Genomic DNA, 23979 nt, shown 5'->3' with positions numbered 1-23979 from the left:
GTTCGAAGTGGGTGAGAGGTGGGTATTCCTCCGTGCATGTCCCGACGCAACATCTTCGTTCTCTCCGGTGGCGGCTCGCGCGGCGCCGGCCAGGTGGGGATGCTCCGGGTCCTGGGGGAGGCCGGCATCTTTCCTGACGTCCTCGTGGGTGGCTCGGTGGGAGCCATCAACGCCTGCTTCATGGGGTCGCACCCGACCCTCGAGGCGCTCGACGAGCTCGCCGAGAGGTGGCTCGGGATGAGCGAGGAGGTGTTGTGCGGGCGCCGCCGCGGCGTGGTCCTCAACGTGGCCAGGCGGCGGCCCTACCTGTTCTCGGCCGATCGGTTCCGGCGGATGGTGGCGGCCTGGGTGCCGACCTACCACCTCGAGGACCTCGCGATCCCGGTGCGGGTGGCGACCACCGACATCGCGACGGGTCGTCCGGTCCACCACGACCGGGGCTACATCCCGGACGTCCTCGCCGCCTCGGCCGCGCTCCCGGCGATCTTCCCGCCCGTGGTGCTGCGTGGCCCCGACGGCCCGATGACCCACGTCGACGCCGGAGTGGCCGAGAACGTGCCGCTCTCGGGCGCGGCGGCCGTGGCGCGGCCCGGTGACCGCGTCTGGGTGCTCGACGTGACGCGTGCCCCGTCGACCCCGCGCATCCTGCGCAACCCCCTCGACGTGCTCATCGCCTCGCTGGCGGCCTCGGTGCGCAACCGTGACGAGCCGGCCTTCCCGGACGGCACCGAGATCGTGCGCTGCAAGCTCGACGAGAGCTACGACTGCGGCCCGGTCTTCGACTTCAGCCACACCCCGGAGCTGTTCAGGCTGGGCGAGGAGGCCGCGGCGGCGGCCCTGGAGTCCGTGACCGACGCGTCGCTGGCGGCCTGACCGTTTGTTGAGTTGGGCCGGATTCGGGTCCGAGCTGGGCTCATTTCACCCGATTCGGAGCTGAACCAGGCCCAACTCGACGAGCGCCCTCAGCAGGATCGGGGGCGGGCGCCGGACCTTCGTCACTGGTCGGGCGGCCGGCCGCGTGCCACCGTCGGGAGGGACAGAACCCGCAGGAGGTGTGCCGTGGAAGAGACGACCGAGCAGTCCACCTGCCCCGACTGCCACGCCCTCGTCGCTGACCTGGCGGCGCACAAGGTGTGGCACTCGCGGCTCGTCGCGAGCCTGGCCAAGGCGGTCGAGCAGGAGATCAGCAGAGCGGCCCGCTGAGTCGTCGTACGACGGGACGGGCCCCCGCTCCCGGGTGGGAGCGAGGGCCCGCGTGTGTTGTCGACCGAGCTGTCGGTCAGGGCTGCTGCGAGACGCGGTCGGTGGCCGTGGGGCTCACCGGGTCGTTCGCGAGCAGGTAGCTGCGCAGCGAGTCGATGTCGAGACCGCCGACCAGCTTGTTGGTGCCCGACTTGAAGGTGGTGAAGTTGTCGCCGCCGTCGGAGAGGAAGTTGTTGGCGACGACGCGGTACGTCGTCCCGTCCTCCAGCGGCACCATCGGCGTCGAGCTGTCACCGTCGGCGTCGACCATGACGTCACCCACGAGGGCGTTGGTGTCGGCCAGGGCGGCGTCCGAGGCGTCCCAGGTGTAGGACAGGCCGGAGACCTGCAGGATCTTCCGGGCGGTGGGAGCCTCGTTCGACCCGTTCCACTGCTGGTTGAGCAGATCCTTGATCTGGGCGCCGGTCAGGTCCATCGAGACCACGAAGTTGTTGAACGGCTGCACCGAGAACGCCGCGCCGTAGGTCACGTCACCGTTGTCGTTCTCGACCAGGTCGGCCCGGATGCCGCCGGGGTTCATGATCGCGATGACCGGCTTCTGGCCGCTGCCCGTGACCACCGAGCTGTCCGCCTTCTGGGCGTCGGCGATCAGGTTGCCCAGCGCCGAGTCGCCGCCGTTGGCGTCGGCGGTCTTGGTGATCTGGGTGCCGGGGTCGATGTGACCGATGACCTCGTTGGCGATCGGCGCGACCAGCGTCTTGTAGGTGTCGATGAGCGACAGGATGTCGGGCGACGGCGTCACCGAGGCGTCGTTTCGGACGATCATGTTCTGCGCGTACTCCGCGGGACGCACGATGTCGTGGGTCTTCGGGTCGATCAGCAGGTGCAGCTTGGTCACCATGCGTCCGAACGACGATGCGCTGGTGAGCAGGCGCGGGTTGCCCGCCGGGTCCTGCACGACGCAGTTGTAGGCCTGGTGCGTGTGGCCCGAGACGACGGCGTCGATGGCCGGGTCCAGGTTCTGCGCGATGGCGATGGCCGGCCCGTCGGGCGCGGTGCAGTCGTTGTACGCCGAGGCGTCACCGAGGGCGAGGCCCTCGTGGAGCAGGACGATGATCGAGTTGACGCCCTTGGCCTTCAGCTGGGGCACCAGCGCGTTGGCGGTCTCGACCTCGTCGGTGAAGGTGATGCCCTGGATGCCCGCCTGGCTGACGATCGAGGCGGTGCCCTCCAGCGTCATGCCGATGAAGGCGACCTTCTGGCCCTCGACGTTGAAGATCTTGGTGGCCGGGAAGACGGTGTCGTGGCCGCCGTGCGCCGCCGGGTCGTCGAACTTCGCGTTGGCGGAGAGGTACTGGAAGTTGGCGCCGGGGAAGTCCTGGCCGGCGGGGCAGGAGTCCTGGCCGTTGGCCCCGTCGCCGTCGTCGAGGCAGCCGCCGTGCTGCATGCGCTTGAGCTCGCGGTAGCCCTCGTCGAACTCGTGGTTGCCGACCGAGGTGACCTGCAGGCCGATCTTGTTCATCGCCTTGATGGTGGGCTCGTCGTGGAAGGCCGCCGAGAGCAGCGGCGAGGCGCCGATGAGGTCACCGGCGGCGACCGTGATCGGGACGGCGCCGTTGGCGCGAGAGACCTTCCGCTCGTCGCGGATCTTCTTCGCGAGGTACGCCGCGCCGCCGGCCGGGGTGTTGTTGATCCGGCCGCTGGAGCTGCTCGACGGCACCGTCTCGAGGTTGCCGTGGAAGTCGTTGAGCGCGAGCAGGTCGAGCTTGACGTAGTCCTTCGTCGAGGACTTGGCGAGGTGGGCGTAGACGCCCTGGGCGGGCGTGGCCGGGCTGGCGACGGTGGCGCTGGATCCAGCGACCGTGCTGATCCCGAGAGCCAGCGAGGACAGCGCGACGACCGAGAGCGCGCTGAGCCGGCGACCATGGAATGGCATGGAGTCTCCTTGTGGGTGAGAAAGCCGGGGCACAGTAACCCGTCACACCCACCCCACGACAGCATTCCGGCAACGTTCGTCACCGTTGTCGGGCTCCGGCGACCGGCGACGGTGAAGCGCTCGCCTTCACCAGGCCGGAGTTCAGCCATGTGCTGGATCCAGGCGAGGTGAATCAGGGCCGCCCCGGCCAGCGCGAGCAGCCAGCTGGCAAAGCTGCCGATGAGGAAGTACTCCGTGACGTCGCTGGGACCGTCGGGCTGGACGGCGAGCCGGGGGTCGCCCCGCTGGGCACGCTGCAGCTCCGGGAAGCGGAGCAGCCCCTTGGCCGCGACCACGACGGCGGCGGCGGTCAGATCGCCCACGGCACCCAGGCCGACGATGAACACCCGCTCGATCGGCCCGAGGACGCGGCCGCCCTTGAGCTGCTTCTCGTTGGTGGTGGCAGGCACCCCGACGGCGTCGAGGAGGAGGCGGACCACGATGTTGACGGTCGCCAGCTGGGCCATGACCACGCCGATCGCGACCACCACCTCGGGCACCGACCAGTGGGCCGCGACGGTGCGGTCGAGGGCGGTCGGCCACAGCGGGAACCGGTCCACGGCCTGGACCCCGAGCACGGCGACCAGCGAGCCGGTCGCGACCGCTCCGAAGGCGAGGCCGCGGGCAGGTCCGCGCCGCCGACCATGCCTCGGGTCGAGGGCGCGGTCGGAGGCGACCACCCACGCGGTGAGCAGCGTTCCGAGGAGCACGAGCAGCAGGAACCCCCAGCCCGGGCCCGGGCGCAGGGCGAGGACGCCGACCAGCAGCACCAGCCACCCTGCCCCGAGGCACGCCGTGCGCCGTAGGCTCCCGACGGTGTCGTGGGACGCGCGACCCAGGTCGCAGACGCCCAGTGCGGACAGCCACACGCCCACCAGGACCAGGCTCACTCGTGCTCCTCCTCAGGGGTGCTCGTCACGTCCGCCGCCTCGGCGAAGCTCCTGTGAGCATCGCGGACGGCACCGACACCCCGCGCGAACTGCTGGCTCACCGCCGACCGGCTGATCCCCTCGCTCGCGGCGATCTCGGCCTGGTTCTCCCCGCGCAGTGCCGCGGCCAGGAGCCGGTGACCGCGCTCCCCGAGCCGGTCGACCAGGGCGTCGCGGGTCAACAGGAACGCGTTGACCCGTCCGGCGTCGGGCCCGACGTACCACGTCCGCTCGGTCGCGCGCCGGGGGCGCGACAGCACGTCGAGCGCCTCCCGGGCCGACCACCAGCCGGGACCGTCCTGCAGCAGTGGCCGGCGTCCGCCGTCGTGGACGCTCACCTCGCCGTGGCCCAGCCCGCAGCGGACGTCGATCGACGGCAGCAGCGCCAGGCGGACCAGCAGCGCGGCCAGCGCGGCGTCCGCCACCGTGGCGAACGCACCCTGGAACTCGTCGCCGACCGTGGGCTCGAGGGCCTGCACCGGATGCACCAGGGCGGAGACCTCGTCGAGCACCACCCCGATCCGCCCCTGCGCGGCGGCACGGTCGTCGAGACGACGGGACCCGACGATGTCGCCGATCAGCGTGTGGACGATGCTCATGGAGTTGAGCATATGCCTTAATTGATGAAATGTTAAGACTCAGGGTTAACTCGTGCCGCGAGGGGCGAAGCTTGCCGGCAGCTGGCCGGCGCCGTCGCCGTTCCTCACGCCACCACCGTGTAGCCGGCCTCGTGGACGGCGGCCGCGATGTCGGCGCGGTCGACCGGGCGGTCGGCCGTGACGGTCACGGTGCCGCTGGCCACGTCGACGGTGACCGTCGCGACGCCGTCGACGGCGGAGATCTCCCCGGTGACCGCGCGACGGCAGTGCTCGCAGGTCATCCCCTTCACGACGAAGGTCGTGGCACCGATGAAGGTGCGGGGCGTGCTGGACCGCATGAGGGCTCCTCGTCGACGGATCGGGACGGATCGGTGCTTCGGTACGGCACCGAGTCTGGCCCGGGCGGCCGGGGGTCTCACCGGGGATTTCGCCGGGTTCGGTCCGCGGCCCGCGATCGCCGGTAGCGTTCCCGTCGTGCTGGTCGGTCGGGACACCGAGCGCGCGGCAGTGGCTGCGCTGCTCGACGACGCGCGCTCGGGGCGCGGTGGCGCGCTGGTCGTGCGCGGGGTGGCCGGGGTCGGCAAGTCGGCCCTGCTGGCCGACGCCGTGGCGGCCTCGTCCGACATGACGGTGCTGCGGACCTCCGGCGTGGAGTCCGAGTCCCCGCTGGCGTTCGCCGCGCTGCAGCGGCTGCTCTGGCCGCTGCGCGGCCGGATCGATGACCTGGCCGCGCCCCAGCAGGCGGCGCTCCGGGCGGCGATGGGTGAGGCCGAGGGGGAGGGCGACCGGTTCGTGGCCTTCCTCGGCACCCTGAGCCTCCTCGCCGCTGCCGCCGACGACGCGCCGGTCCTCGCGGTGGTCGACGACGTGCACTGGCTCGACGACGCCTCGGCGGCCGCGCTGCTGTTCGTCGCCCGCCGGCTCCAGGCCGAGCGGGTGGCATTGCTCTTCGCCGCCCGCGACGACGAGGCCTACGACTTCGAGGCAGCCGACCTCCCCACCGCGGTCCTGACCGGAGTGGGTGGGGACGCCGCTGAGGCCCTGCTGGCGGCGCGTGCCGGTGGGGCGGTCGACCCGGGGGTGCGCGATGCGCTGGTGGCCGCGACCGACGGCAACCCGCTGGCCCTCGTCGAGCTGGCGGGGGTGCTCACGCTCGACCAGCTGTCAGCCCGGGCGCCCCTGCCGGCCCAGCTGCCGCTGACCGGCGGCGTCGAACGAGGCTTCCTGGACCGCTACCGCAGGCTGTCCTCGGCGGCCCAGCGGTTCCTGCTCGTCGCCGCGGCCGACGACACGGCTCGGCTGACCGTCGTACGCGCCGCCGCCGAGCGCGTCGGCGTCGGCGAGGAGGCACTCGACGAGTCCGAGCGGGCCGGGTTGCTCCGCGTCGACGGCGACCTGCTTGCCCTCCACCACCCGCTGGTGCGCTCCGCGGTGTACCGGGCGGGGACCAGCGCGGAGCGCCGCGCCGCACACGCTGCGCTGGCCGAGGTGCTCGGCGACGACCCCGACCGACGCGCCTGGCACCTGGCCGCTGCCGCCGACCGGCCGGACGAGGCGGTCGTCAGCGCGCTCGACGCGGTGGCGGAGCGTGCCGCGGCGCGCGGTGGACACGAGGCCGCCTCCGCGGCCTGGGCCCGTGCCGCCGAGCTCACCGTCGGCAGCGAGGCCCGTGGTCGTCGGCTCTACCAGGCCGCTTCGTCGGCCTGGCTCGGTGCCCAGCCGTCGCGGGCCGCGGGGCTGGCGGCCGCGGCCGCGGCCGACGTGACCGATCGGGCGTTGCTGGCACGGCTGTTGACCCTGCGGGGCCAGATCGAGTGGAACACCCACTCCCTCAACGACGGCTACGACCTCATCGTCCAGGCCGCTCAGATGGCCGCCGAGGTGGACGAGGCGACGGCCCAGCCGCTGGCGATGCTGGTCGCGTCGTTGGCTGCGTGGGGCGCGCGCTCGCCGCGTCCGGTCGACCCGACGGCGCTGGTGCCCGAGCCGGCGCCGGACGCGCCGGCCCGGGCGCGGGCCGCCTCTGCCCTGCTGCACGGGTACGCCGCGATCGCCCGCCAGGACTGGGGGACCGCCGTCGAGTCCTTCCGCCGCGCCTTCGCGCTCACCGATGCCGACCCACCCGAGGGCGACCACGTCCTGCAGCCCAACCTCGCCATCGCGGCCTGGCTGATCGACGATGACGAGCGCGCGCTGCGACTCCACGAGGAGCAGCTGACCGCCGCCCGCCGCGCCGGGGCCCTCTCGATGGTCGAGCACGCGCTCACCCGGGGCTTCCATGCCCAGGTCGCGACCGGCGCGTGGACCCAGGCCGCCGGCGCCGCGGCCGAGGCGCTGCGGTTGACCGCCAGCACGGGCCACACGGGCCTGACCGCGCTGCCCCACGCCGAGCTCGCCCTGGTCGCGGCGCTGCGCGGGGACGAGGCCGCCGGGCGCCACCTCGAGGACGTCGCCACCATCCGCGAGGCTCACCCGGTCGGCATCACCGACGGCATCGTCGTCGACCTCGTGCACTGGGCGCAGGCACTGCAGGCCGCCGCCCAGCCGGCGACCGCGGTGCACCACCTGGACCTGATCCAGGGGCCGATGCTGCGCAGGATGGCAGCGCTCGACATGTTCGACACCGCCGCGCGGGCGGGCCGCGAGGACGTTGCCCGCACCTGGCTCGACGAGGTCGAGGGGTTCGCCACCGCCACGGGCATCGCCTCCGCGGTCGCGAACGCCGAGCACGGCCGGGCGCTGCTCGCCGACGCCGCCGACGCGGCCGACGCCGAGAGCCACTTCCTCGCCGCTCTCGAAGCGCACGCCGACTCCCCACGCCTGCCCGACCGGGCGCGCACCCACCTGGCGTTCGGCGAGCACCTGAGGCGCTCGCGCCGCCGGGTCGACGCCCGCGAGCACCTGCGCACCGCGCTCACGATCTTCGAGGACCTGGGTGCGGCGCCCTACGCCGAACGAGCCGCCCAGGAACTGCGTGCCTCGGGTGAGACCGCCCGTCGTCGCGACGTCACCACCGCAACGGAGCTGACCGCCCAGGAGCGACAGGTCGCCGCACTGGTTCGCCAGGGACTACCCAACCGCGAGGTGGCCGCGCGACTGTTCGTCAGTCCCCGCACGGTCGACTTCCACCTCCGCAACGTCTTCAGCAAGCTCCAGGTCACCTCGCGCGCCGAGCTCGCCGCACTCCCGGTGGAGCAGCCGTAGGGGCGTTCCGGGGGGAGGACGAGTCCCGCCTCGGCTAGCGTCCGGTCCCGGCGAGGTCCACGGCCCGCAGGATGCCGAGCATCGCCGCGAACGCACCGCCCACGACGAGCAGCACCCCGCCGAGCAACGCCGTCAGCTTCACCGGTGTGCTCGTCGAGTGGTGCGCGAGCAGCGCGAGCAGCACCGACACCGCCGTACCTGCGCCGACGCCGACCAGGGCGATCCTTGCGGCCGGACCCGGCGGCCGCCAGCGATCCTCGGGCACTTCCTGGTCACTGCCGCGCAACAGCACCCAGGCCGCGACCACGGACCAGAAGCCGACCACGCAGAAGGCCGCCAGCGCGTCGCCTGCGCGGTGCCACCCGGCCGACATCGTCGCGATCGCAACAAGCGCGCCCGCGGTCGCCCCGATGACCGAGGCGACCCGACGCAGCGCGACCGGCACCACGAGGACGAGCGCCGCGGCCGCGCTGAACGCCGCGGTGGCGTGCCCGGACGGCAGGCTGTTCAGTGTTTCCGGGGCGGCCTCGTGGAGGCCGAGGTCGGGACGCGAGAACACGTAGTTCTTGAGCAGCCAGGTGCTCACGTTGGCCGCGGCCAGCAGACCGATCCCGACGATGGCCGCGCGACCGGCCAGTCGGAGCAGCGCGATCACCACGATGACCGCGGTCGCCACCGCGAGCGAGCCCACGGACACCACGTCGAGGACCGCGTGCACGCTGTCGGAGGCGGCCGACCGGGTGGTCAGCGCGCCGCGCAGCGCCGCATCGCTGACCAGCCGGCCGGGAACGGTGCGCACTGTCAGCAGGTAGACGGCGACGAGGGCGACCAGGTAGGCGGCACCGAGCCCGCCGAGCGCCAGTCGGGGGCGGGTCCAGTCGGGCACGGTGGGCAGCAGCTGCGTGGTCACAGGGTCCGTGTACCCCCTGTGGACGGTCCGTCACCTGCCGTCTCACGACACGCGTGGTCGGCTCCGTCACATGCGCTGCGCCATCCCCGGCGGGGCCGGCGCGCTGGCCTGCGCGAGGCGCGTGGTCCGCGTCGCTGGGCACGTGTCGTGACCGCGTGGCGCCGGCGAACGGGTCGTAGGCTGTGTGAACGGGGTCGGCCATCGGCCGCGTCCATTCTCTGGCTGCGCATTACGCGCGGCGACGTGCTCGCTGACGGATCTGGAGAACCCCATGACCGAGGCTCGAAGGCCGGAGCCGGCCCCCGGGTTCGCTGAGCACTTCACCGATCCGCTGTACGAGGACCGGGGGAACGAGCTCGCGCCCTTCGGCAGCGATGAGGGCTCGGACCTGCTTGCGAGCTGGCGCGACCGCAGCGGCGAACTCGGGCCAGCCAGCACCCTGGCCACGGTGCTGGACTGCGAGCCGTCGCAGGTCGCCGCGTACGCCGGCGAGATGTCGGGCGTGGACGGGATCGAGACCGCGATGTTCATCGCGAGCGCAGCATTCGTCCTGCTCCGGTTGACGGGTCACCTCAGCGACGGTGACCGCCGGTTGGCGCTGGAGGCCCTGGACTTCCAGATCCGGATACTGCCGGAGATCAACTCTGCCGTGACCGAGGCGCCGGAGGTGCTGCTCAGGCAGCGCGACGACCTCGCCTCCTGGCGCAACCCCGTCTGAACCTCGGCGCCGGCGTGACCCGATCGGTCGGTGGACTCGCGTGCGGCTGGCGGCGCCCGGATCGGGACGTTCGGGCACCACGATGTCGGCGGTCGGTGACACGGTTGAGACCGTCGAGGTGGTGGGTGCCTGGCGGCTCTCACGGTCGGCGCGGTGACCGAGACGAGGAGTGACTGGACATGAACGAGCTTCACGACGTGACACCCGTGGTGCGTCTGAGGGGTGTCGAAGACCGGGATCTCGACGTGTTCTTCGACCAACAGGCGGATCCGCAGGCGGTCGAGATGGCGGCGTTTCCCGCTCGCGAGAAGGACCAGTTCGCGGCGCACTGGGCGAAGCTCCGCGCCGACGACAGCCTTGTCGTGCGCACCATCGTTGCGGACGGCATGGTGGCGGGCAACATCGGCAGCTGGCAGGACAGCGGGCAGCAACTACTCGGCTACTGGGTCGGGCGCGAGTACTGGGGCCGCGGTGTCGCCACACAGGCGCTGGCGCTGCTCGTGGACGAGATGTCGATCCGACCGCTGTTCGCCCATGTCGCGGTGCACAACGTCGGCTCGATCCGGGTCCTTGAGAAGTGCGGCTTTCGTCGCGATCGTGTGCAGGAGGCGAACGAGCCTGCGCTCGACGACGGCATCGAGGAGTTCATCTTCGTGCTGGACGCATGAGCTCAGCCCAACGTGGCGCCTGGCGCGCCCGCAGCAGATGAGTGCATGGCTTCCAGGGTCCGGGTAGCGGCGTCCGTCCATGGGAGTGCGGCGGACCATCACCCGGGCTTACCGTTCGGGAACAGGTGGGCCGCCCACCGACGCGGTCCGGGGAGGGGGTCATGCGATGCCGCAATTCGTTCTGATTCTGGACGCCCACGCGATGGACGACTTCCGCGACGAGGACATGCCCGACATCGACAAGGCCGCGCACGCGGTCAGCCAGGAGGCCATCGATGCCGGTGTGTGGGTGTGCGGCAGTGGCCTGGAAGAGCAGTGGGCGAGCATCGTGGCCGCCGACGGGACGGTCACCGACGGCCCGCGAGTTGGGGTCGGCGGACTCACGGTGATCGAGGTGCCCTCACGGGAGGAAGCGCACAGGTGGGCCGCCAAATGGGCCAGAGCGTGCCGTTGTGACCAGGAGATCTGGGAGCTCGGCTCTGACCCCAAGATCGACGCGATGCTCCGCGAGGCTGCTCACCGAAGGTCGCGTCTCGACGACGCCTGATGTGCACGGTGCAGGCCGTGCACTCGGGCGATCGATGATCAGCGTCCTCGCACCCAGACGACGCGCGTGGCTAGGAAGCCCGGTCCGACATGACGCGCTGCCACTGGCGCTGCGAACCGAGGGAGGAGGCCGCCCGCCAGTCCCGCTCCTTGGCGGCGTCGAACCACACGACCGCCCGCAGCCGAGGCATCCCCTCGAAGTCGAACATGGCGCGCACCCAACCGGCCTTGGTGTGCTGGGGGTCGGCCGGCGCGCCGTCGTCGATCCGTGGCTCCTTCGACGCAACCTCGCAGATCCACACCGGAGCCTGTGAGTCCAGCTCAGTCAGGTTGGCGTACTGGTCGCGGAAGGTCTGGGAGAAGGAAGTCCAGCGGCCCCGCCCCGAGTCGCGTCCCCAGTTGAACCCGTCGAGGCCGAGCACGTCGACGTACTGCGCGCCCGGCCAGATCCGCCTGACGGGCGTGGTCTCGGCGTACGTGTCAACCGTCGGGTTGAAGACCCATCGCAGGTTGTCTGCGCCGTGGGCGCGCAGGTAGGTGACGACGTGTCGCCAGGCCAGCTTGAACTCGCGGTAGGTGCCGCCGTACGCGCGCTCTCCCGCGGCGGTCGGCTGGAAGGTCTGCCAGTCTCCGTTCATCTCCGGCCACGGACGGACGTAGACCTGGTACGGGTAGGCACGCGCGGCGGCCGCGATCTGGTCCAGGTAGTCGTCGTAACGGCCGGAGGCCCACTCGGAGAAGCGCGTCGGTCCCATGTCCCAGGACAGGAGGACCTTGCGGGTGCCTCCGTCGGAGAACGTGCGCTCCGCCTGCGCGGGGAACACGTCACCGAAGCCGTAGTAGTACGACGCGATCTCGGCGCGGCCCCCCACCTCGGCCTCCCACTCGGAGAGGCGGGCGGGGTCATCCTGCATCCCGGCAACGAAAGCGCCGAGCTGCACTCGTTGTGCCAGTGGACCGGACGTCAGGCGCGACGACCGGTCGTCGCGGAGGGCGGACTCAGCCGAAGACCGCCACGAGAGGCCGCACGAGAGCACGATCAGCACGAGACCGAGAGCGCCGAGACGGCGGAGAGAAATGCCGACTGTCACGTTCTTCTATTCGGCAAACCAACGGACGCACTTGAGCGGGAAGGCCGGCCCGCACGCATCGTGTGCACGTCGTCTCGGATGGGGCCCTTGGGACATGGTCCGTCCGGGCTATGGAGTCCATAGTCAATAAAAGGGATTGAAAATATCCGATCTGGGGTACCTCTCCGTTGTCGCATGGTGCTCTCGGGGGGTCCTGCCGGCGTGACATCTCGGCCGTGCAGTCACGGCCGTGAAGGCAGGCGGTCAACCGACCGGTGGGAAACATGGGGAGAACCAGCGTTGCCGTCATCCGTTGTCCAAGCGCGCCATCGCGCTCGCCGTACCGCGCCGTCCTGGCGGGCTGCCTCCGTCGTCCCTCGCGCCGCCAGGCCACTGGTGTACGAACGCACGGGTTCACTCATCGCGCTGCTGCCCGCCCACAACGAGCAGGCGACGCTGCCGGCCGCGCTCGCCTCGCTGGCCGCGCAGACCTGGCGTCCCGATCGTGCCTTCGTCGTGGCGGACAACTGCACCGACCACACCGCGGAGGTGGCCCTGGCCGCCGGCACCGAGGTCTTCGCGACCGTCGGCAACACTGCCAAGAAGGCGGGCGCGCTCAACCAGGCGCTCGACGAGCTGCTGCCCACGCTCACGGGCGACGACCTGGTGCTCGTGATGGACGCCGACTCCCTGCTCGACAGGGAGTTCCTCGAGATCGCCCGCGGCAAGCTCGACGGAAGCAGCCCGTTGCACGAGCGCCATCGGCGTCAGCTCGGCGGGGTCGGCGGCACCTTCCGGGGCGGGCCCGGCGGCGGGCTGCTCGGCGTCTTCCAGCGCAACGAGTACGCGCGCTACGCCCGCGACGTACGCCGTCTCAAGGGCAAGGCGCTCGTCCTCACCGGCACCGCCACCGTGTTCCCGGTGCGGGTGCTGCGCGAGGTGCAGCGGGCGCGGGTGACGGGCGACCTGCCGGACAGGTCGCGCGCGGGCGGGGTCTACGACACCCACGTGCTCACCGAGGACAACGAGCTCTCGCTTGCCCTGATGCACCTGGGCTACGGCATCGTCGCGCCCGCGGAATGCACCCTCGAGACCGAGGTGATGACCACCTGGTCGGACCTCGCCAAGCAGCGCGTGCGCTGGAAGCGGGGGGCGGTCGAGAACGTCGTCGACTACGGGCTCAACCGCGTCACCGCGCCCTACTGGGGGCGCCAGCTGCTGAGCGCCCTGGGAGTGCTGGCGACCTTCCTCTACCTGATGAGCATGGCGTGGGGGCTGGTGACAGGCATCGCCCTGCAGCCGTTCTGGCTCGCGGCCTCCATGATCTTCGTCCTCGAACGTGTCGTGACCGTCCGCAGACGGGGCTGGCCGCAGATGCTGTTGGCTGCCCCACTCGTGGTCGAGATGGTCTACGACCTGTTTCTTCAGCTGGTGCAGGCCCAAGCGCTCGCCCAGTCCCTGCTACGTCACGAGAGGAGGTGGTGACGACATGTACAACAACCCCAGCGCAGTAGCCGGTGGTGGCGCCCTCGCAGCAACCGGTCTCCTGACCGGCAACCTGCTGTGGGCCTTCCTCGCGGCGTTCGCAATGATCGCCCTCGGCATGGCCGTGATGCGCACGATACCGAGGAGCGAGCGATGAGGCGGCTGCTGGCGGCGGTCCTCGTCGTGGGTGGGTGCGCGCTTCTCGCGTTCCTCCTGCTGCGGCCGGCGGTCGACTCCCAGCACACCGCCCAGGCGCAAGAGCGCCTGGCTGATCAGCTCTCCGGCGGGCCGGCTCCGGCCGTGCCCGCCGGACGCTCGACGTCCGTCCCCGTCGCGCAAGGTGTCGGCGTGGGCGAGGCCCTGATGACCATGCGGGTGCCGCGCTTCGGCGCGGATTGGTCCTGGGTTGCCGTGGAGGGCACCGGCTTGGCTCAGATCGCCGAGGGTCCCGGGCACTACCGGAGCACTCCGCTGCCGGGCGCGCGCGGCAACGTCGCGCTCGCCGGACACCGGGCGGGACACGGGAGCCCCTTCCTGAATTTCGATGCTCTGCGACCCGGTGACGACGTCGTGCTCGAGCAGCGCGGCGTGCGGTGGACCTACCGGCTCGCCACGTCACCCCGCATCATCCCCGTGGACGCCACCTGGGTGCTCGGGCCGAGCACGGACCGTGAGCTCACCCTGACCACCTGCTGGCCGCGCTACGGATCCAGCAAGCGTATGTACGTCCGCGCGCGGCTGGCCCGCGTGGACGAGCGGGAAGCGGCGGGCTGGTCGCGGACGTGGAGATCGGACGGGCCCGCCTGAGCAGTGGGCCCCGGGCAGCGTCGCCGGCCCACACCCGCGCGGATCCTCTGCCCGCGCGGGGCCTGTCAGGAGACGTCTGTGTCTGGACGCAGGGGGAGGGTGGGGTCGATCTTGCGCTCGTGGTCTGGCAGGAAGTCGTTGGTCACCGCCCAGAGGACTGCCTGGCTGCGGCTGTTGACGCCGATCTTGCGGTAGGCCGAGCGGATGTAGGTCTTGATGGTGTTGATGGAGACGAAGGCACGCTCTGCGATGTCCTGGTTGCTGAGTCCCCGGGCAATGAGCGCGATGACCTCGGCCTCGCGTGGAGAAAGCCCGGCGGATCGGCCGGGCCAGTCGCCGGCTGCATCGACGCTGGTCTCGTGGCTCCCGGCCATGATGACGATCTCACCGTTCACGATCCGTTCGAGAGCCGCAATGATCACAGGGCCGGTGAGCACCTTGGAGAGGTAGCCGGACGCGCCAGCTGCGATCGCCTGCTCGATCAGGTCGGGTTTGAGGTTCCAGCTGTAGATCACAACTTTGGCTCCGCTGTCGCGGACGAAGTCCTCGAGGTTGAGGTCTTCGCCAGTCACTTGCCCGAACGTGTCGTACAGGACCACGTCGACGTCAGTGACCACAGCCTTGGACGCGCCGGTCTCAACGACATCGACGCGCTCCTCGGCGAAGAACGACGCAACACCTGCTACGACCACGGCGTAGTCATCGACGATCGCGATTCGGACCGGCCGCTTCACTGCTGTCCCATACCCGGACCGACGTTGACCGTGCCCAGTGCCGCGGCGGGCGTGACCATGTCGGTGGAGTCCATGACGGTGCCAGCCGACCGTCCGTCAGGTGTCACCACGATGCGCTCGTCAACGAGTTGAACGAACGATCTGGAGGGGGACATGGCTCATCTCCGCTGGACTAGCGAAGAAGTCCGGGGTCTGGGGGCGGCTTCGCGCCGAGACCCGCTGCACGACGCAACGAGGCTTGTTCCATGGAGCGTCCCACTGCCACCAACTGTTGTCGAATCGGATCAGAGCACCGCCCACATGCTTTGGACGCGCGCGGACAGCGGCATGCGCGGATGGCGTGCCGCGCGGTGATCGATTATGGGTCGCGGCGAGCGGCGCGCGCCAGCTACGGTGCGGCCCCATGTCATCGGTCAAGCAGATCCAGGTCACCTTCGACTGCGCGGATCCTGTGCGCATCGCCCGCTTCTGGGCCGAGACGCTGGGTTACGAGGCAGAGTACGACGACGAGCAGGGCGGGTGCGCGGCGGCGCTGGACCCCACCGGTGTGGGGCCGCGGCTGTACTTCCAACGAGTGCCGGAGGGCAAGGTCGCCAAGAATCGGGTGCACCTTGACGTGCGGGTCGGCAGCGGGCTCGTCGGCGAAGAGCGCCTGGCCGCGCTCGAGGCCGAATGCGCACGACTGGTCGCGCTCGGTGCAGCGCGCGTGCGACTGCTGACTGCCGACGGCGTCAACGAGTCGTGCCTCGTGATGCAGGACATCGAGGGCAACGAGTTCTGCTTGGCCTGAACGGCCAGGAAGGCTGGCCCGGTTCTGCGTGGGCGCCGTCACAATGGGCGCCGAGGTGGCGGCGCGTCGCGGTCGCCATGCGTTCGAACGGAAGAGGCTGCCTCCCGCTGATCGGCACGACCGCGCACAACCCGGCAGATGAGTGCGCGTTCCGGAGTTTCAATCCTCGTCGTCCTCGATGTAGCCGGTGGCCGGGTCGACGGCCGCGAGGAAGTTGCGAATGGCGTCCACGTGCTGCTGGTCTGTCAGCGGAGAACCGTCGGAAACGGCGCTGCTGAACCCATAGCCCGGGTTGCGGCCAGACACCCAGCCGTAGGCGTAGTGGCCAGAGGTCTCGCCCGTCTGGACGTCGAAGACTTCACCGTCGACCGTCAATCGCTGTATCCCCACGGCGCACATCCTCCAACATGCCGGTCGGACTCCTTGCGGCACGAACGGGCGGAGGGCATTCCAGTTCGACGCATGTCGCACCCCCAGCGCCAGATCCGCGCTTGCCCACGCGCGCGCTACGCGGCAGATCCGTGCGTCCAGTTCGCGCGGGGGAGGGGGTTGGCTCTCGGAGACCTCGAGGGGCCGGAACGCTGCCTGGCCGCAGACCGCAGGGGCTTGCGCGGAGGAGCTGAGCGCTCGGCGTGTCCGCGGCTGCGGCGTGCGACCATCCAGCGGTGGGTGCCCAGGGGATGAGGACCAAGCGGCTGCGGTTGAGCCGGCCCGTGCCGACGGATTCGGCGGGAGTGTTCGCGATCCTGGGAGACCCGCGCACCGTTGAGCACAACCCGTCCGACGGACTGGAGGATCGTGACGAGGCGGCTCAGCTGGTGGCCCGGTGGGTCCGCCACTGGGAAGAGCACGGCTTCGGCTACTGGTGTGTCCGCGAGTCCGGTTCGGACCGCATCATCGGCTATGCCGGCGTGAAGCGGATGCTGATGCACGGACGCCCAGTGTTGAACCTGGTCTACCGCTTCGTGCCGGAGGTGTGGGGACGGGGCTTCGCCACCGAAGCCGCGGCGGCCGTCGTGTCGAGGGCCTTGGACGAACTGCCGGCACAGACGATCGTGGCACGGGTGCGACCCGACAACTGGCCCAGCCAGAACGTGGCGCTGAAGGCCGGACTGCTACGCGATGCCACGATGGACTGCCAGGGGGAGGACGGTCTCGACTGGGCCTTCACGAGCCCAGAGATCCAGTGACGCCGTCCTCGGTGCGCGGCCATGCGGCAGGCTGTTGCAGCCGCCCAACTGGCGGCCGCATGACGCAACGATCCCGGCATGTGCGGAGGCGGGAATCGCGGCATGAAGCGGACGTCGCAGCCCTGGCCAGGCTCTAGGGTTCAGCCATGGCGGTGGTCGCGTTCCTCTTTCTGATTCCCGTGCTCATGTTGGTCGCGGGCTACCTCCAACTGGCGGAGGCGGTCAGCAGACAGGCGGCCACGGGCGTCATGTTCATCGTCCTCGGTACAGCTTCTGGGCTTTGGCTCCTCAACAGCATCAGTTGGTGATGGCACGACCGTGATGTCTCTGGCTGGCTCGTCCCGTCCGTTGTGAAGACAAGTTGCCCGTCGCGTCAGACGAGCGAGCCGACGCGCTCGCGCTGGCCGATCGGACGCAGACGGGCGATCGGGCTTCTCGCGCACGTTCGTTCAGTCCCGAGCGTTGGAGCAGCTCGCTAGCAGCGCGGATCGCGGCACGAGCGGACTCTTCGGCTCGGCGCGTCGGCGCGGGGGATTGCCAGAGCTGGTGCCGGTCGGCACCGTAAGCCGTGTGAACGAACCACCTCGGTCGTCCCGCACGGCTCGCCTGGTGGTGGGGGCGCTGGCATCCCTGGCGCTGCTGACCGGGGTCTTCGTGCTTGGGCTGGTCGCGTTCTTCGCGGTGTACGTGGGCGCGCCCTCCTGGACGGTGGCTGTGGCCGTTGGGGCAGTCCTCGTCGGGTTTGGCGCGGCGTTCAAGAGCCTGCGAAGCGCGGTTACGAGATGAGAAGCAGCGCGTAGGCGGCGATGGTCTTCGAGTCCGAGATGGTCCCGTCCCTCATCATGCGCTCGACCTGCGAGCGGTGAACCAGGCGGACTGCATGTCCTGCTCTTCCGGATCGCGGTGTGGGACGTCTGCGGCCAGGTCGGTGGCCAGGAAGACCGCGCAGGTTTGGCTGAACGTACTGGGAGTGATGTCGAGCGTGCCGAGTGGCGTCAGGTTGCCCGCGACAAGCCCTGCTTCTTCTCGGAGTTCTCGTGCGGCGACGGAAGCGGCATCGGGGTCGACGTTCGGGTCTGTGCTGCCTGACGGGAACTCCCACCGTCTGCCGGCAACTGGGTGGCGGTACTGCTCCACGAGGTGGAAGCGCTCGCCGTCCGCAGGAATGGCCAGGGCGACAGGAGCGGCGTCGATCACTGCGTAGGAGCTGACAGAGCCATCTGGTCGCCGAACGGTGTCCTCTCGGACAGTCATCCACTGGTTGGCGAACACTTCCTTGGTGCCGAGAGTCTCCACCGGTCAAGTGTGCCTGTCAGCCCGGTCTCGGGTCGCAACAAGACGCTCCATCGGTGAGCGATCCGCGCCCGCTGACGCGCGCACGACGCGGCAGTTGAGGACACCACGCCGGCTCTGCCGACCGGCCGTCATTCAGGACTGACGACCTGGATGATGTAGAGGCCGAGCAGGCCGATCTCCACGACCAGTGCAAACAGGACGCCACCGAGGACCCCTGCACCCAGACGTCGCGACGCTCGACGCGACACCAGGACGAGACCGACCACGGCTGAAACTGCGGCCATTGCGATGGCGGGCAGTAGGAGGGCTGCGGGGTGGTAACCGCCGAAGTCTCGGTATCCAAACCAGACCGCGCCGATGACGAATGACAAGGCCGCGACACCAAGATTCGACAACAGTGCATAGCCAACGCCCGAGGTCCCAGGTTCCCGGATCGGCCACCGATCGACGGAAGACATGGACAAGATCCTCCCGCACGCGCGACCGCTGGACCTCGGAACGTGTGAGTTGGTCAGTCCACGGGATGGCAGCATGCGTGAGCCTCCGAGCGTATGCATTGCGGCAGATGCGTGCGCTTCTCCCGATTAATCTTCAGGGATGGAGTCGACGGAGGATCAGGGCCCCTACCAGCCACGAACGGTGCCGGTGGCAGAGGAAGATCCTGTCGTGCAGTGGCTCCTGCAGGGCGATCCGGCGATCCGCTGGCAGGTGCTGCGCGACCTCCTCGACGCCTCGGAGGCCGAAGTGGCGAGCGAACGAGCACGCGTGGAGCACGAGGGCTGGGGTGCTCGGCTGCTGGCGCTGCGGGCTCCTGATGGCCTGTGGGCGAACGGGGCCTGCTTTCCGGATACCGCGGCGTTCGCAGCGGACACTGCGCGGGCTCTGGCTGCCGGTGAGCCACCCCCGCCCTGGCCGTCGGCGGACATTGGAACGGCCGAGGCGCCGAGCGACGGATCGGATGCCGAGCCGGGCCAGCCGTGGACCGCGACGTACCCGGTCCTGCTGGACCTGTGCCACCTGGGCACACCCCCGGACAGTCCGGTGATGCGAGAGACCGCACACCTGGTGGCTCGCAACTGCCGCTGGGAGTACGACGGGCTGCCGTTCTTTGCCGGCGAGGTGGACTGCTGCATCAACGCCGGCACGATCCTGATCGGTACCTACCTGGGCATCGACGTCGACCCGGTGGTGCAGCGGCTTCTGGCCGACCAGATGCCGGACGGCGGCTGGAACTGCTGGGCTGAGACGCGCCCGGCGCCGTCATCTTTCGCAAGCACCCTGGCCGTGATCGACGCCCTGCTGAGCTGGGAGCGCCGTACCGGCGGATCTGAGGAGGTTCGCCGGGCTCGCCGGAACGGCGAGGAGTACTTGCTCCGGCGCAACCTCTTCCGGTCGTTACGGACCGGCGAGGAGGTCAACCCTGAGTGGGCATTGTTCTCCTACCCCCCACGCTGGCAATACGACCTGCTCAAGGCCACGGAGTACTTCGCCCGGCGTGGTGGCACTCCGGATCCGCGGCTGGCCGAAGCGATCGAACTGGTCCGCGACAAGCGCCGACCCGACGGACGTTGGCTGCTCGAGAACACTCACGCCGGCGCGGTCCACTTCCGGTTCGAGGAACCCGACGGCACGCCGAGCCGGTGGAACACCTTGAGGGCGCTGCGGGTGCTGCGCTGGTACGACGCCTCAGCACACCGCGTCAGCGCGAGCCCGGCGTCGTGACGAGAGCACCACTAGCAGCCAAGCAAGGCGCACCACCGAGGGCGGCGCGACGCACGCTATGCCCTGCGGGCTCAGGCGGTCAGCGCAACACCTCGGCTAGTGCTTGGGATGGTGTCTTGAAGCCGAGGGTTTGTCGAGGTCGTCCGTTCAGCTCGTCTGCGATGGCGTCGAAGTCCGCTTGGGTCAGGGTCCGGAAGTCGAGGGTGCGGGGCAGGTATTGGCGAAGCAGGCCGTTGGTGTTCTCGTTCGACCCGCGTTGCCACGGTGACTTGGGATCACAGAAGTAGACCTCGACTCCGGTGGCTTGAGTGAACTTGGCGTGCTCGGCCATCTCGTGGCCTTGGTCCCAGGTCAAAGTCCTGGTGAGCGCTGCTGGCAGGTTCGTGATCTTCGCAGCCAGTGCGTCTGCGACCAGATCTGCCTTGTGGCCGTTGGGCAGCGCGACGAGCATTACGAACCGGGTCGAGCGTTCGACCAGAGTCGCGACTGGGGTCATGCCCTTGCCGAAGACCAAGTCGCCCTCCCAATGACCCGGCACAGCGCGGTCGTCGGCCTCAGCCGGTCGCTCGGAGATGTTGAGGATCCCGGGCCGGCCACCACGACCATCAGGAAGCCGGATGCCTGCCGACCGTCGGAGTACTCGCTTGGTTCGCAGATAGGCGGTCAGCTCTTTGCGCAGCGCACCGCGGGACTGGATGAACAAGGTGCGGTAGATCGTCTCGTGCGACACCTGCATCTCCGGTTCATCTGGGTGGGTGGTCTTCAGCCAACCCGCGATCTGCTGCGGTGACCACCGCTGCCTCAGCTTCTCCGCCACGATGTCACGCAGTAGCGGCCGGCTGGCCAGCTTGCAGGTCTGGGGACGCCGAGCTCGAGCCCACGCCTGCTCATCTGCCCTCGCCGCGCGGTACCGACTCCGCCCGCCGTGCCCGGCGACCTCACGACTCACCGTCGATGGCGCCCTGCCCAAGCCGGCCGCGATCGTCCGCAGCGACCATCCCGCTGCCAGACCCCTGGAGATCTCCTCGCGTTCGAGCAGACTCAACCGGCCCGTCGAACGTCGTCGAGCAGCTGGACGGATCCCGCCACACCGCACCAGGTAGCCATGGACTCCGCTGGTCGACAGCCCCAACGCACGAGCCGTCGGCTTGGCCGCATAGCCCGCCCGCAGCCGAGCCCAGATCTCATCCTCAACAGCCGGCGTCACCCGGTGATAACCACGACCCATCGCAACCTCCTCGAATCAAGGAAGTGTTGCGCTGACCAATTGAGACCGCCGCCGTGAGCGGGCGTTGGAGACCTTGACGTGACAAGGGTCTTCCCCGGTCAGAGCGATGGTGGGCGGACTTCAAGGCTTGCTCTGGCCGCCATGCTGCAGAACACGACCAGGATCCCGAGCACGACGGAAAGCGCGGCGATAGCAGTGCCGAGTCCGCCCTGCGGGTGCACGTAGCAGTTGAGGTCCGTGGCGCCCTCCGGGAAGTACTTGCCGTCCGGACAGTCAGCCACCTTCCTCTGCAGCGCCATCATCAAGCCGTCAATCAGACCGACCGAGCTAAGGGCAAGACCGACCCTGGTTGCCCACCAGACAGCATCCTCGCGCCGGCCCACGGGACGCGCTTCATCTTGGCTGGGAGGCGACTCGGTCGATTCTTCGTGCATGGACGGCGACCGTAACCGACTGGACGGCCGGCCGCTCGCTCATCGCACGATCGCGCACGGACAACTGCAGATGAGTGCGTTGCTCTGCGTATTCCACCCGTGGGGACCCAGGGCGTGATTCAGCGCCGTCGGCGCCTGGCAGGTCCGCCGTGCTTCCCCTGCTCCATGGAGGGAGCGCGTCAGGGCAAGCTCATGTCGCTCGAGTCGGGGCAAGCCGCCGGGCACAGCATGATCCGCATGCGGACGAACAGGTTTCCGGTTGAGGTCTCGACCTCGAAGCCGTGAGCGATGCCGACCTCATCACCACTCCGATTGACGCTGATGTCGAGCTCGGAGAGCCTCTGCGGGTGACGGCAGGGACCTGGAACCGGGTCGTGGGAGAACGACTTGTCCCCGAGGACTCGACCGTTCCACTCGCCGATGTCGACGCCGAGCGGTGGGTAGTCGCGCACGCCCCAATCGACCACAGTCAGGTTCGTAGCGTCCTTCAGCGTGATGCCGATGAGGCGAACCGGGCCACCCTCGGCACAGAAGGTGTAGGTCACCATCGCAAGCGGCTGGTCGGCAGGCACATTGCCTCGTCCGAAACCGGAGGGCGGCACGCCGCCAGCCTTCCCGTTGCTGAACCGCAGCCGGCCCGAGGTGTTCGTAGTGCTCGTTGCCGACGCTCCCGTCCCTGTCTCTGGCGTTGGGACTGCCTGGTGGCAACCCGCGACGATGGTCGCGGCCACCGCCAGAGCTGCCACGCGGCACGCCCGCACGGCGCTCAGCCAGACGCCAGATCTGACGTCGCACGCTGGTTCGGGACCGTGCAACCCCCACGACACCGCTGTTCCATCGGAGCGTTGGGCGCAGAGACAGGGCCGGACAGGTCCAGCCGTCGCGAGTCGTCAACGGTCACGTGGAGGAAAGTATGCCGCGCCCCGCTTGCCGCCGACCCCTCATCGGTAGTTGAAGCGTGCCATCAGCGGCAGATCCAGGCGAAGTGCGGAACTACTTGGCGGCGCTCGCTTAGCATCCCGACCATGCGCTTCTTTCGGGACGACGCCCTTCTCCGGCGGGCCATCGGTGCAGCCGTAGCACTTGGCCTCTTCGGACTTTGGGCCGGGCACTGGCGCGAGGACATCACGGCACAAGGTACCTACGCCACCGACACCTACAACGCGGCGAACCACCTGATGCACACCCTGTGGGCCCTTGCCATCGTCGCTGTGGTCTACGTGGCTGTAAGCCTGCTCCTGACCCCCCGGGCTACTACCGCTCGCGACGACAGGGCCGTTCGGACGAGCGTCCCGAAGGACGCCTGACCGGCGTCCGCAAACGCTCGCTTGTCGGCATGAGTGCGCGCTCGGATCGCAGCAAGCGGAGAGCCTTGCAACCCCCCGTTGTGTAATGGCAGCACGCCTGACCTTGGTTCAGGTAGTCCAGGTTCGAATCCTGGCGGGGGGGCCAACTTCCAGCGACCGTTCAGCGGCTGGTCAACGCCACGGTGTGCTGGCGTCGAACGACATCCGCTCACCGGCAGGACCGCGCGGATCGCGGCATGATCGGGCGAGCGTAGCCGTCCTCAACGCGGCAGATCCGCGCGCCGACGCGCACGCGATGCGGCGTGGGCGGATGTTGGCGCGACAGTGGCGAGCCTCGTTGTCGCTGAAAGTAGCCGCTCGGGGCCTTTGCCTACGCGGCACCTGACGTTCGGCTCTAGGTGCGGTTCATGAACCGGTCCAGGCTAGGAGTGGACCTGTTGGGAGGCAATCATGACAACAAGGTTGCAAGATCAGTCTTCAGTGCGGTCCCCTCGTGAAGGCTGGGCCTCACGGATCCTTGTTCGCGAGATGTGGGCCACGGTGTCGATCGTCGCTATGTGGGTGGCCGTGCTGTTCGTTGGCATCTATGGAGGCGATGCGACCTTCCACAGCGTCGACTCGAGTTCCAGCACCATTCCCTCGGCGGTCTTTGTCGCCTTGTTCGCTGCTTTCGGCACCGGCTCTGTCGCCAAGCGAGTGTTCGGGGGCAAGCGCGAGTAGCGGGCCAGGGTTTCGCGGTCCGGTAGTGCCGCCATCTTCGTGATCGAAGGACTCGCTCGGCCATCGACCGCACATCGGGGCGGTCGTTACGTTCGCTCGCGGTCGGCGACCAGAGCGGCCAGCAAGCCCGTTGGTGGGTCGTCCAGTCGGAGGGGTTCCGCGTACAACTGGCCGATGTGTTCGTCGTCCATCCACGGTGGACGAACCTCGGCGATCGTGAGTTCGGGGTACTTGGCGCGGACGGCGTCCTCGGACGGAGCGGTGAGGATGCCCCACAGCCCACCAGAGCCGTAGTCGTAGCAGACGAGGAACTCGTCCATGCAGAGGAACTCCAACCCTGACTCTCGACTCATGGCGTAAGTCTCCAACAAGCAGGATGTGTGCGACCGCTCATCGGCAGTACCGCGCGCACCGAGGGCGGGGCGGTCTCAATTGGTCAGCGCA

General features: G+C 69.6%; 30 protein-coding genes and 1 tRNA gene. 18 read left to right on the top strand and 13 right to left on the bottom strand.

The features are described from left to right. The first annotated feature begins 36 nt into the window (after positions 1 to 36). Complete coding sequence (locus H0S67_RS12620) at positions 37 to 873, top strand: patatin-like phospholipase family protein (RefSeq protein WP_180933350.1); 837 nt, start codon at positions 37 to 39, stop codon at positions 871 to 873. Positions 874 to 1059: 186 nt separating this feature from the next. After that, positions 1060 to 1203, top strand: coding sequence for a hypothetical protein (locus H0S67_RS12615; protein ID WP_180933349.1), 144 nt, complete (start codon positions 1060 to 1062; stop codon positions 1201 to 1203). A 76-nt stretch (positions 1204 to 1279) separates the two neighbouring features. Here H0S67_RS12615 and H0S67_RS12610 read toward each other — a convergent pair whose 3' ends face one another. Then, entirely contained in the window at positions 1280 to 3139 is a 1860-nt protein-coding gene (locus tag H0S67_RS12610; protein ID WP_180933348.1) for a bifunctional metallophosphatase/5'-nucleotidase, read from the bottom strand. 167 nt (positions 3140 to 3306) lie between these two features. On the opposite strand from H0S67_RS12610, the gene H0S67_RS12605 reads away from it, so the two are divergent. Further along, positions 3307 to 3984, top strand: a complete 678-nt coding sequence (locus H0S67_RS12605) for a hypothetical protein (RefSeq protein WP_180933347.1) — start codon at positions 3307 to 3309, stop codon at positions 3982 to 3984. Positions 3985 to 4064: 80 nt separating this feature from the next. Here the strand turns inward: H0S67_RS12605 and H0S67_RS12600 are convergent, their stop codons facing one another. Together H0S67_RS12600 and H0S67_RS12595 are read right to left on the bottom strand one after the other, a co-directional pair. Further along, on the bottom strand, positions 4065 to 4706 hold the full coding sequence (locus tag H0S67_RS12600; RefSeq protein ID WP_219635250.1) for a SatD family protein: 642 nt from the start codon (positions 4704 to 4706) through the stop codon (positions 4065 to 4067). A gap of 104 nt (positions 4707 to 4810) precedes the next feature. Continuing rightward, entirely contained in the window at positions 4811 to 5044 is a 234-nt protein-coding gene (locus H0S67_RS12595) for a heavy-metal-associated domain-containing protein (protein ID WP_180933346.1), read from the bottom strand. A gap of 136 nt (positions 5045 to 5180) precedes the next feature. On the opposite strand from H0S67_RS12595, the gene H0S67_RS12590 reads away from it, so the two are divergent. Beyond that, complete coding sequence (locus tag H0S67_RS12590) at positions 5181 to 7910, top strand: helix-turn-helix transcriptional regulator (RefSeq protein ID WP_180933345.1); 2730 nt, start codon at positions 5181 to 5183, stop codon at positions 7908 to 7910. Positions 7911 to 7944: 34 nt separating this feature from the next. On the opposite strand, the gene H0S67_RS12585 is transcribed toward H0S67_RS12590, so the two are convergent. Then, complete coding sequence (locus H0S67_RS12585; protein ID WP_180933344.1) at positions 7945 to 8820, bottom strand: phosphatase PAP2 family protein; 876 nt, start codon at positions 8818 to 8820, stop codon at positions 7945 to 7947. 184 nt (positions 8821 to 9004) lie between these two features. Between H0S67_RS12585 and H0S67_RS12580 the strand changes: the two genes are divergently transcribed. The 3 genes from H0S67_RS12580 to H0S67_RS12570 all read left to right on the top strand — a co-directional run bounded on the left by H0S67_RS12580 (position 9005) and on the right by H0S67_RS12570 (position 10753). Beyond that, entirely contained in the window at positions 9005 to 9538 is a 534-nt protein-coding gene (locus tag H0S67_RS12580; protein ID WP_180933343.1) for a hypothetical protein, read from the top strand. A gap of 179 nt (positions 9539 to 9717) precedes the next feature. Next, positions 9718 to 10206 (top strand): GNAT family N-acetyltransferase, encoded by a 489-nt coding sequence (locus tag H0S67_RS12575; RefSeq protein ID WP_180933342.1) that lies wholly within the window; start codon positions 9718 to 9720, stop codon positions 10204 to 10206. Between the two features lie 166 nt (positions 10207 to 10372). Continuing rightward, positions 10373 to 10753, top strand: a complete 381-nt coding sequence (locus H0S67_RS12570; RefSeq protein WP_180933341.1) for a YciI family protein — start codon at positions 10373 to 10375, stop codon at positions 10751 to 10753. A 70-nt stretch (positions 10754 to 10823) separates the two neighbouring features. Here H0S67_RS12570 and H0S67_RS12565 read toward each other — a convergent pair whose 3' ends face one another. Next, on the bottom strand, positions 10824 to 11666 hold the full coding sequence (locus H0S67_RS12565) for a glycoside hydrolase family 26 protein (protein ID WP_180933340.1): 843 nt from the start codon (positions 11664 to 11666) through the stop codon (positions 10824 to 10826). Positions 11667 to 12218: 552 nt separating this feature from the next. On the opposite strand from H0S67_RS12565, the gene H0S67_RS12560 reads away from it, so the two are divergent. From H0S67_RS12560 to H0S67_RS12550, 3 genes are read left to right on the top strand one after another with little or no spacing between them, the layout of a single operon-like run. Next, on the top strand, positions 12219 to 13307 hold the full coding sequence (locus H0S67_RS12560) for a glycosyltransferase family 2 protein (protein WP_219635249.1): 1089 nt from the start codon (positions 12219 to 12221) through the stop codon (positions 13305 to 13307). Between the two features lie 4 nt (positions 13308 to 13311). Next, the gene (locus tag H0S67_RS12555; protein ID WP_180933338.1) at positions 13312 to 13464 is read left to right on the top strand and encodes a hypothetical protein; all 153 of its coding nucleotides are present in this window, start codon (positions 13312 to 13314) and stop codon (positions 13462 to 13464) included. Beyond that, entirely contained in the window at positions 13461 to 14114 is a 654-nt protein-coding gene (locus H0S67_RS12550) for a sortase (protein ID WP_180933337.1), read from the top strand. Before H0S67_RS12555 ends, H0S67_RS12550 begins: the two co-directional genes overlap by 4 nt. Positions 14115 to 14179: 65 nt before the next feature. Here H0S67_RS12550 and H0S67_RS12545 read toward each other — a convergent pair whose 3' ends face one another. After that, positions 14180 to 14848 carry a response regulator transcription factor gene (locus H0S67_RS12545; RefSeq protein WP_180933336.1) on the bottom strand — a complete coding sequence of 223 codons (669 nt, stop codon included), beginning with the start codon at positions 14846 to 14848 and terminating at the stop codon, positions 14180 to 14182. 403 nt (positions 14849 to 15251) lie between these two features. Here H0S67_RS12545 and H0S67_RS12540 point away from each other — a divergent pair, with 403 nt between their 5' ends. Beyond that, a complete protein-coding gene (locus H0S67_RS12540) occupies positions 15252 to 15638 on the top strand; it encodes a VOC family protein (protein WP_180933335.1) in 387 nt (128 codons plus the stop codon). Between the two features lie 159 nt (positions 15639 to 15797). Here the strand turns inward: H0S67_RS12540 and H0S67_RS12535 are convergent, their stop codons facing one another. Continuing rightward, positions 15798 to 16028, bottom strand: coding sequence for a hypothetical protein (locus tag H0S67_RS12535; protein WP_246354703.1), 231 nt, complete (start codon positions 16026 to 16028; stop codon positions 15798 to 15800). A gap of 275 nt (positions 16029 to 16303) precedes the next feature. Between H0S67_RS12535 and H0S67_RS12530 the strand changes: the two genes are divergently transcribed. The 3 genes from H0S67_RS12530 (at position 16304) to H0S67_RS12520 (ending at position 17614) form a co-directional block, all read left to right on the top strand. Next, the gene (locus H0S67_RS12530; protein ID WP_219635248.1) at positions 16304 to 16828 is read left to right on the top strand and encodes a GNAT family N-acetyltransferase; all 525 of its coding nucleotides are present in this window, start codon (positions 16304 to 16306) and stop codon (positions 16826 to 16828) included. A gap of 146 nt (positions 16829 to 16974) precedes the next feature. Then, positions 16975 to 17136, top strand: coding sequence for a hypothetical protein (locus tag H0S67_RS12525; protein ID WP_180933333.1), 162 nt, complete (start codon positions 16975 to 16977; stop codon positions 17134 to 17136). A 301-nt stretch (positions 17137 to 17437) separates the two neighbouring features. After that, positions 17438 to 17614 (top strand): hypothetical protein, encoded by a 177-nt coding sequence (locus tag H0S67_RS12520; RefSeq protein WP_180933332.1) that lies wholly within the window; start codon positions 17438 to 17440, stop codon positions 17612 to 17614. Positions 17615 to 17668: 54 nt separating this feature from the next. On the opposite strand, the gene H0S67_RS12515 is transcribed toward H0S67_RS12520, so the two are convergent. Together H0S67_RS12515 and H0S67_RS12510 are read right to left on the bottom strand one after the other, a co-directional pair. After that, positions 17669 to 18124: an NUDIX domain-containing protein gene (locus H0S67_RS12515; protein ID WP_219635247.1), complete on the bottom strand. Its 456-nt coding sequence runs from the start codon at positions 18122 to 18124 to the stop codon at positions 17669 to 17671. 128 nt (positions 18125 to 18252) lie between these two features. Further along, entirely contained in the window at positions 18253 to 18582 is a 330-nt protein-coding gene (locus H0S67_RS12510; protein WP_180933331.1) for a hypothetical protein, read from the bottom strand. A gap of 208 nt (positions 18583 to 18790) precedes the next feature. Here H0S67_RS12510 and H0S67_RS12505 point away from each other — a divergent pair, with 208 nt between their 5' ends. Next, the gene (locus tag H0S67_RS12505) at positions 18791 to 19846 is read left to right on the top strand and encodes a prenyltransferase/squalene oxidase repeat-containing protein (protein ID WP_246354702.1); all 1056 of its coding nucleotides are present in this window, start codon (positions 18791 to 18793) and stop codon (positions 19844 to 19846) included. Positions 19847 to 19925: 79 nt separating this feature from the next. Here the strand turns inward: H0S67_RS12505 and H0S67_RS12500 are convergent, their stop codons facing one another. The 3 genes from H0S67_RS12500 to H0S67_RS12490 all read right to left on the bottom strand — a co-directional run bounded on the left by H0S67_RS12500 (position 19926) and on the right by H0S67_RS12490 (position 22080). Then, entirely contained in the window at positions 19926 to 21074 is a 1149-nt protein-coding gene (locus H0S67_RS12500; protein ID WP_180933330.1) for an IS30 family transposase, read from the bottom strand. A gap of 98 nt (positions 21075 to 21172) precedes the next feature. Next, complete coding sequence (locus H0S67_RS12495) at positions 21173 to 21508, bottom strand: hypothetical protein (RefSeq protein ID WP_180933329.1); 336 nt, start codon at positions 21506 to 21508, stop codon at positions 21173 to 21175. Positions 21509 to 21687: 179 nt separating this feature from the next. Beyond that, on the bottom strand, positions 21688 to 22080 hold the full coding sequence (locus tag H0S67_RS12490) for a hypothetical protein (RefSeq protein ID WP_180933328.1): 393 nt from the start codon (positions 22078 to 22080) through the stop codon (positions 21688 to 21690). Positions 22081 to 22533: 453 nt separating this feature from the next. On the opposite strand from H0S67_RS12490, the gene H0S67_RS12485 reads away from it, so the two are divergent. The 3 genes from H0S67_RS12485 (at position 22534) to H0S67_RS12475 (ending at position 23535) form a co-directional block, all read left to right on the top strand. Continuing rightward, complete coding sequence (locus tag H0S67_RS12485; protein ID WP_180933327.1) at positions 22534 to 22815, top strand: hypothetical protein; 282 nt, start codon at positions 22534 to 22536, stop codon at positions 22813 to 22815. 71 nt (positions 22816 to 22886) lie between these two features. Next, a tRNA-Gln gene (locus tag H0S67_RS12480) sits at positions 22887 to 22960 on the top strand. Positions 22961 to 23343: 383 nt separating this feature from the next. Then, positions 23344 to 23535: a hypothetical protein gene (locus H0S67_RS12475; protein ID WP_180933326.1), complete on the top strand. Its 192-nt coding sequence runs from the start codon at positions 23344 to 23346 to the stop codon at positions 23533 to 23535. An 86-nt stretch (positions 23536 to 23621) separates the two neighbouring features. Here H0S67_RS12475 and H0S67_RS12470 read toward each other — a convergent pair whose 3' ends face one another. Then, entirely contained in the window at positions 23622 to 23855 is a 234-nt protein-coding gene (locus H0S67_RS12470; protein ID WP_180933325.1) for a hypothetical protein, read from the bottom strand. Between the last annotated feature and the right edge of the window lie 124 nt (positions 23856 to 23979).

The organism is Nocardioides ungokensis, assembly GCF_013466985.1.
Classification (GTDB): domain Bacteria; phylum Actinomycetota; class Actinomycetes; order Propionibacteriales; family Nocardioidaceae; genus Nocardioides; species Nocardioides ungokensis.
This window is presented reverse-complemented; position numbering and strand designations above follow the sequence as displayed.

Coding starts and splice junctions, on each gene's coding strand:
- H0S67_RS12620 (WP_180933350.1), top strand. CDS start 37: ATGTCCCGACGCAACATCTTCGTTCTCTCCGGTGGCGGCTCGCGCGGC.
- H0S67_RS12610 (WP_180933348.1), bottom strand. CDS start 3,139: ATGCCATTCCATGGTCGCCGGCTCAGCGCGCTCTCGGTCGTCGCGCTG.
- H0S67_RS12600 (WP_219635250.1), bottom strand. CDS start 4,706: ATGAGCATCGTCCACACGCTGATCGGCGACATCGTCGGGTCCCGTCGT.
- H0S67_RS12595 (WP_180933346.1), bottom strand. CDS start 5,044: ATGCGGTCCAGCACGCCCCGCACCTTCATCGGTGCCACGACCTTCGTC.
- H0S67_RS12575 (WP_180933342.1), top strand. CDS start 9,718: ATGAACGAGCTTCACGACGTGACACCCGTGGTGCGTCTGAGGGGTGTC.
- H0S67_RS12570 (WP_180933341.1), top strand. CDS start 10,373: ATGCCGCAATTCGTTCTGATTCTGGACGCCCACGCGATGGACGACTTC.
- H0S67_RS12565 (WP_180933340.1), bottom strand. CDS start 11,666: ATGCAGGATGACCCCGCCCGCCTCTCCGAGTGGGAGGCCGAGGTGGGG.
- H0S67_RS12555 (WP_180933338.1), top strand. CDS start 13,312: ATGTACAACAACCCCAGCGCAGTAGCCGGTGGTGGCGCCCTCGCAGCA.
- H0S67_RS12550 (WP_180933337.1), top strand. CDS start 13,461: ATGAGGCGGCTGCTGGCGGCGGTCCTCGTCGTGGGTGGGTGCGCGCTT.
- H0S67_RS12540 (WP_180933335.1), top strand. CDS start 15,252: ATGTCATCGGTCAAGCAGATCCAGGTCACCTTCGACTGCGCGGATCCT.
- H0S67_RS12525 (WP_180933333.1), top strand. CDS start 16,975: ATGGCGGTGGTCGCGTTCCTCTTTCTGATTCCCGTGCTCATGTTGGTC.
- H0S67_RS12510 (WP_180933331.1), bottom strand. CDS start 18,582: ATGTCTTCCGTCGATCGGTGGCCGATCCGGGAACCTGGGACCTCGGGC.
- H0S67_RS12500 (WP_180933330.1), bottom strand. CDS start 21,074: ATGGGTCGTGGTTATCACCGGGTGACGCCGGCTGTTGAGGATGAGATC.
- H0S67_RS12495 (WP_180933329.1), bottom strand. CDS start 21,508: ATGCACGAAGAATCGACCGAGTCGCCTCCCAGCCAAGATGAAGCGCGT.
- H0S67_RS12485 (WP_180933327.1), top strand. CDS start 22,534: ATGCGCTTCTTTCGGGACGACGCCCTTCTCCGGCGGGCCATCGGTGCA.
- H0S67_RS12475 (WP_180933326.1), top strand. CDS start 23,344: ATGTGGGCCACGGTGTCGATCGTCGCTATGTGGGTGGCCGTGCTGTTC.
- H0S67_RS12470 (WP_180933325.1), bottom strand. CDS start 23,855: ATGGACGAGTTCCTCGTCTGCTACGACTACGGCTCTGGTGGGCTGTGG.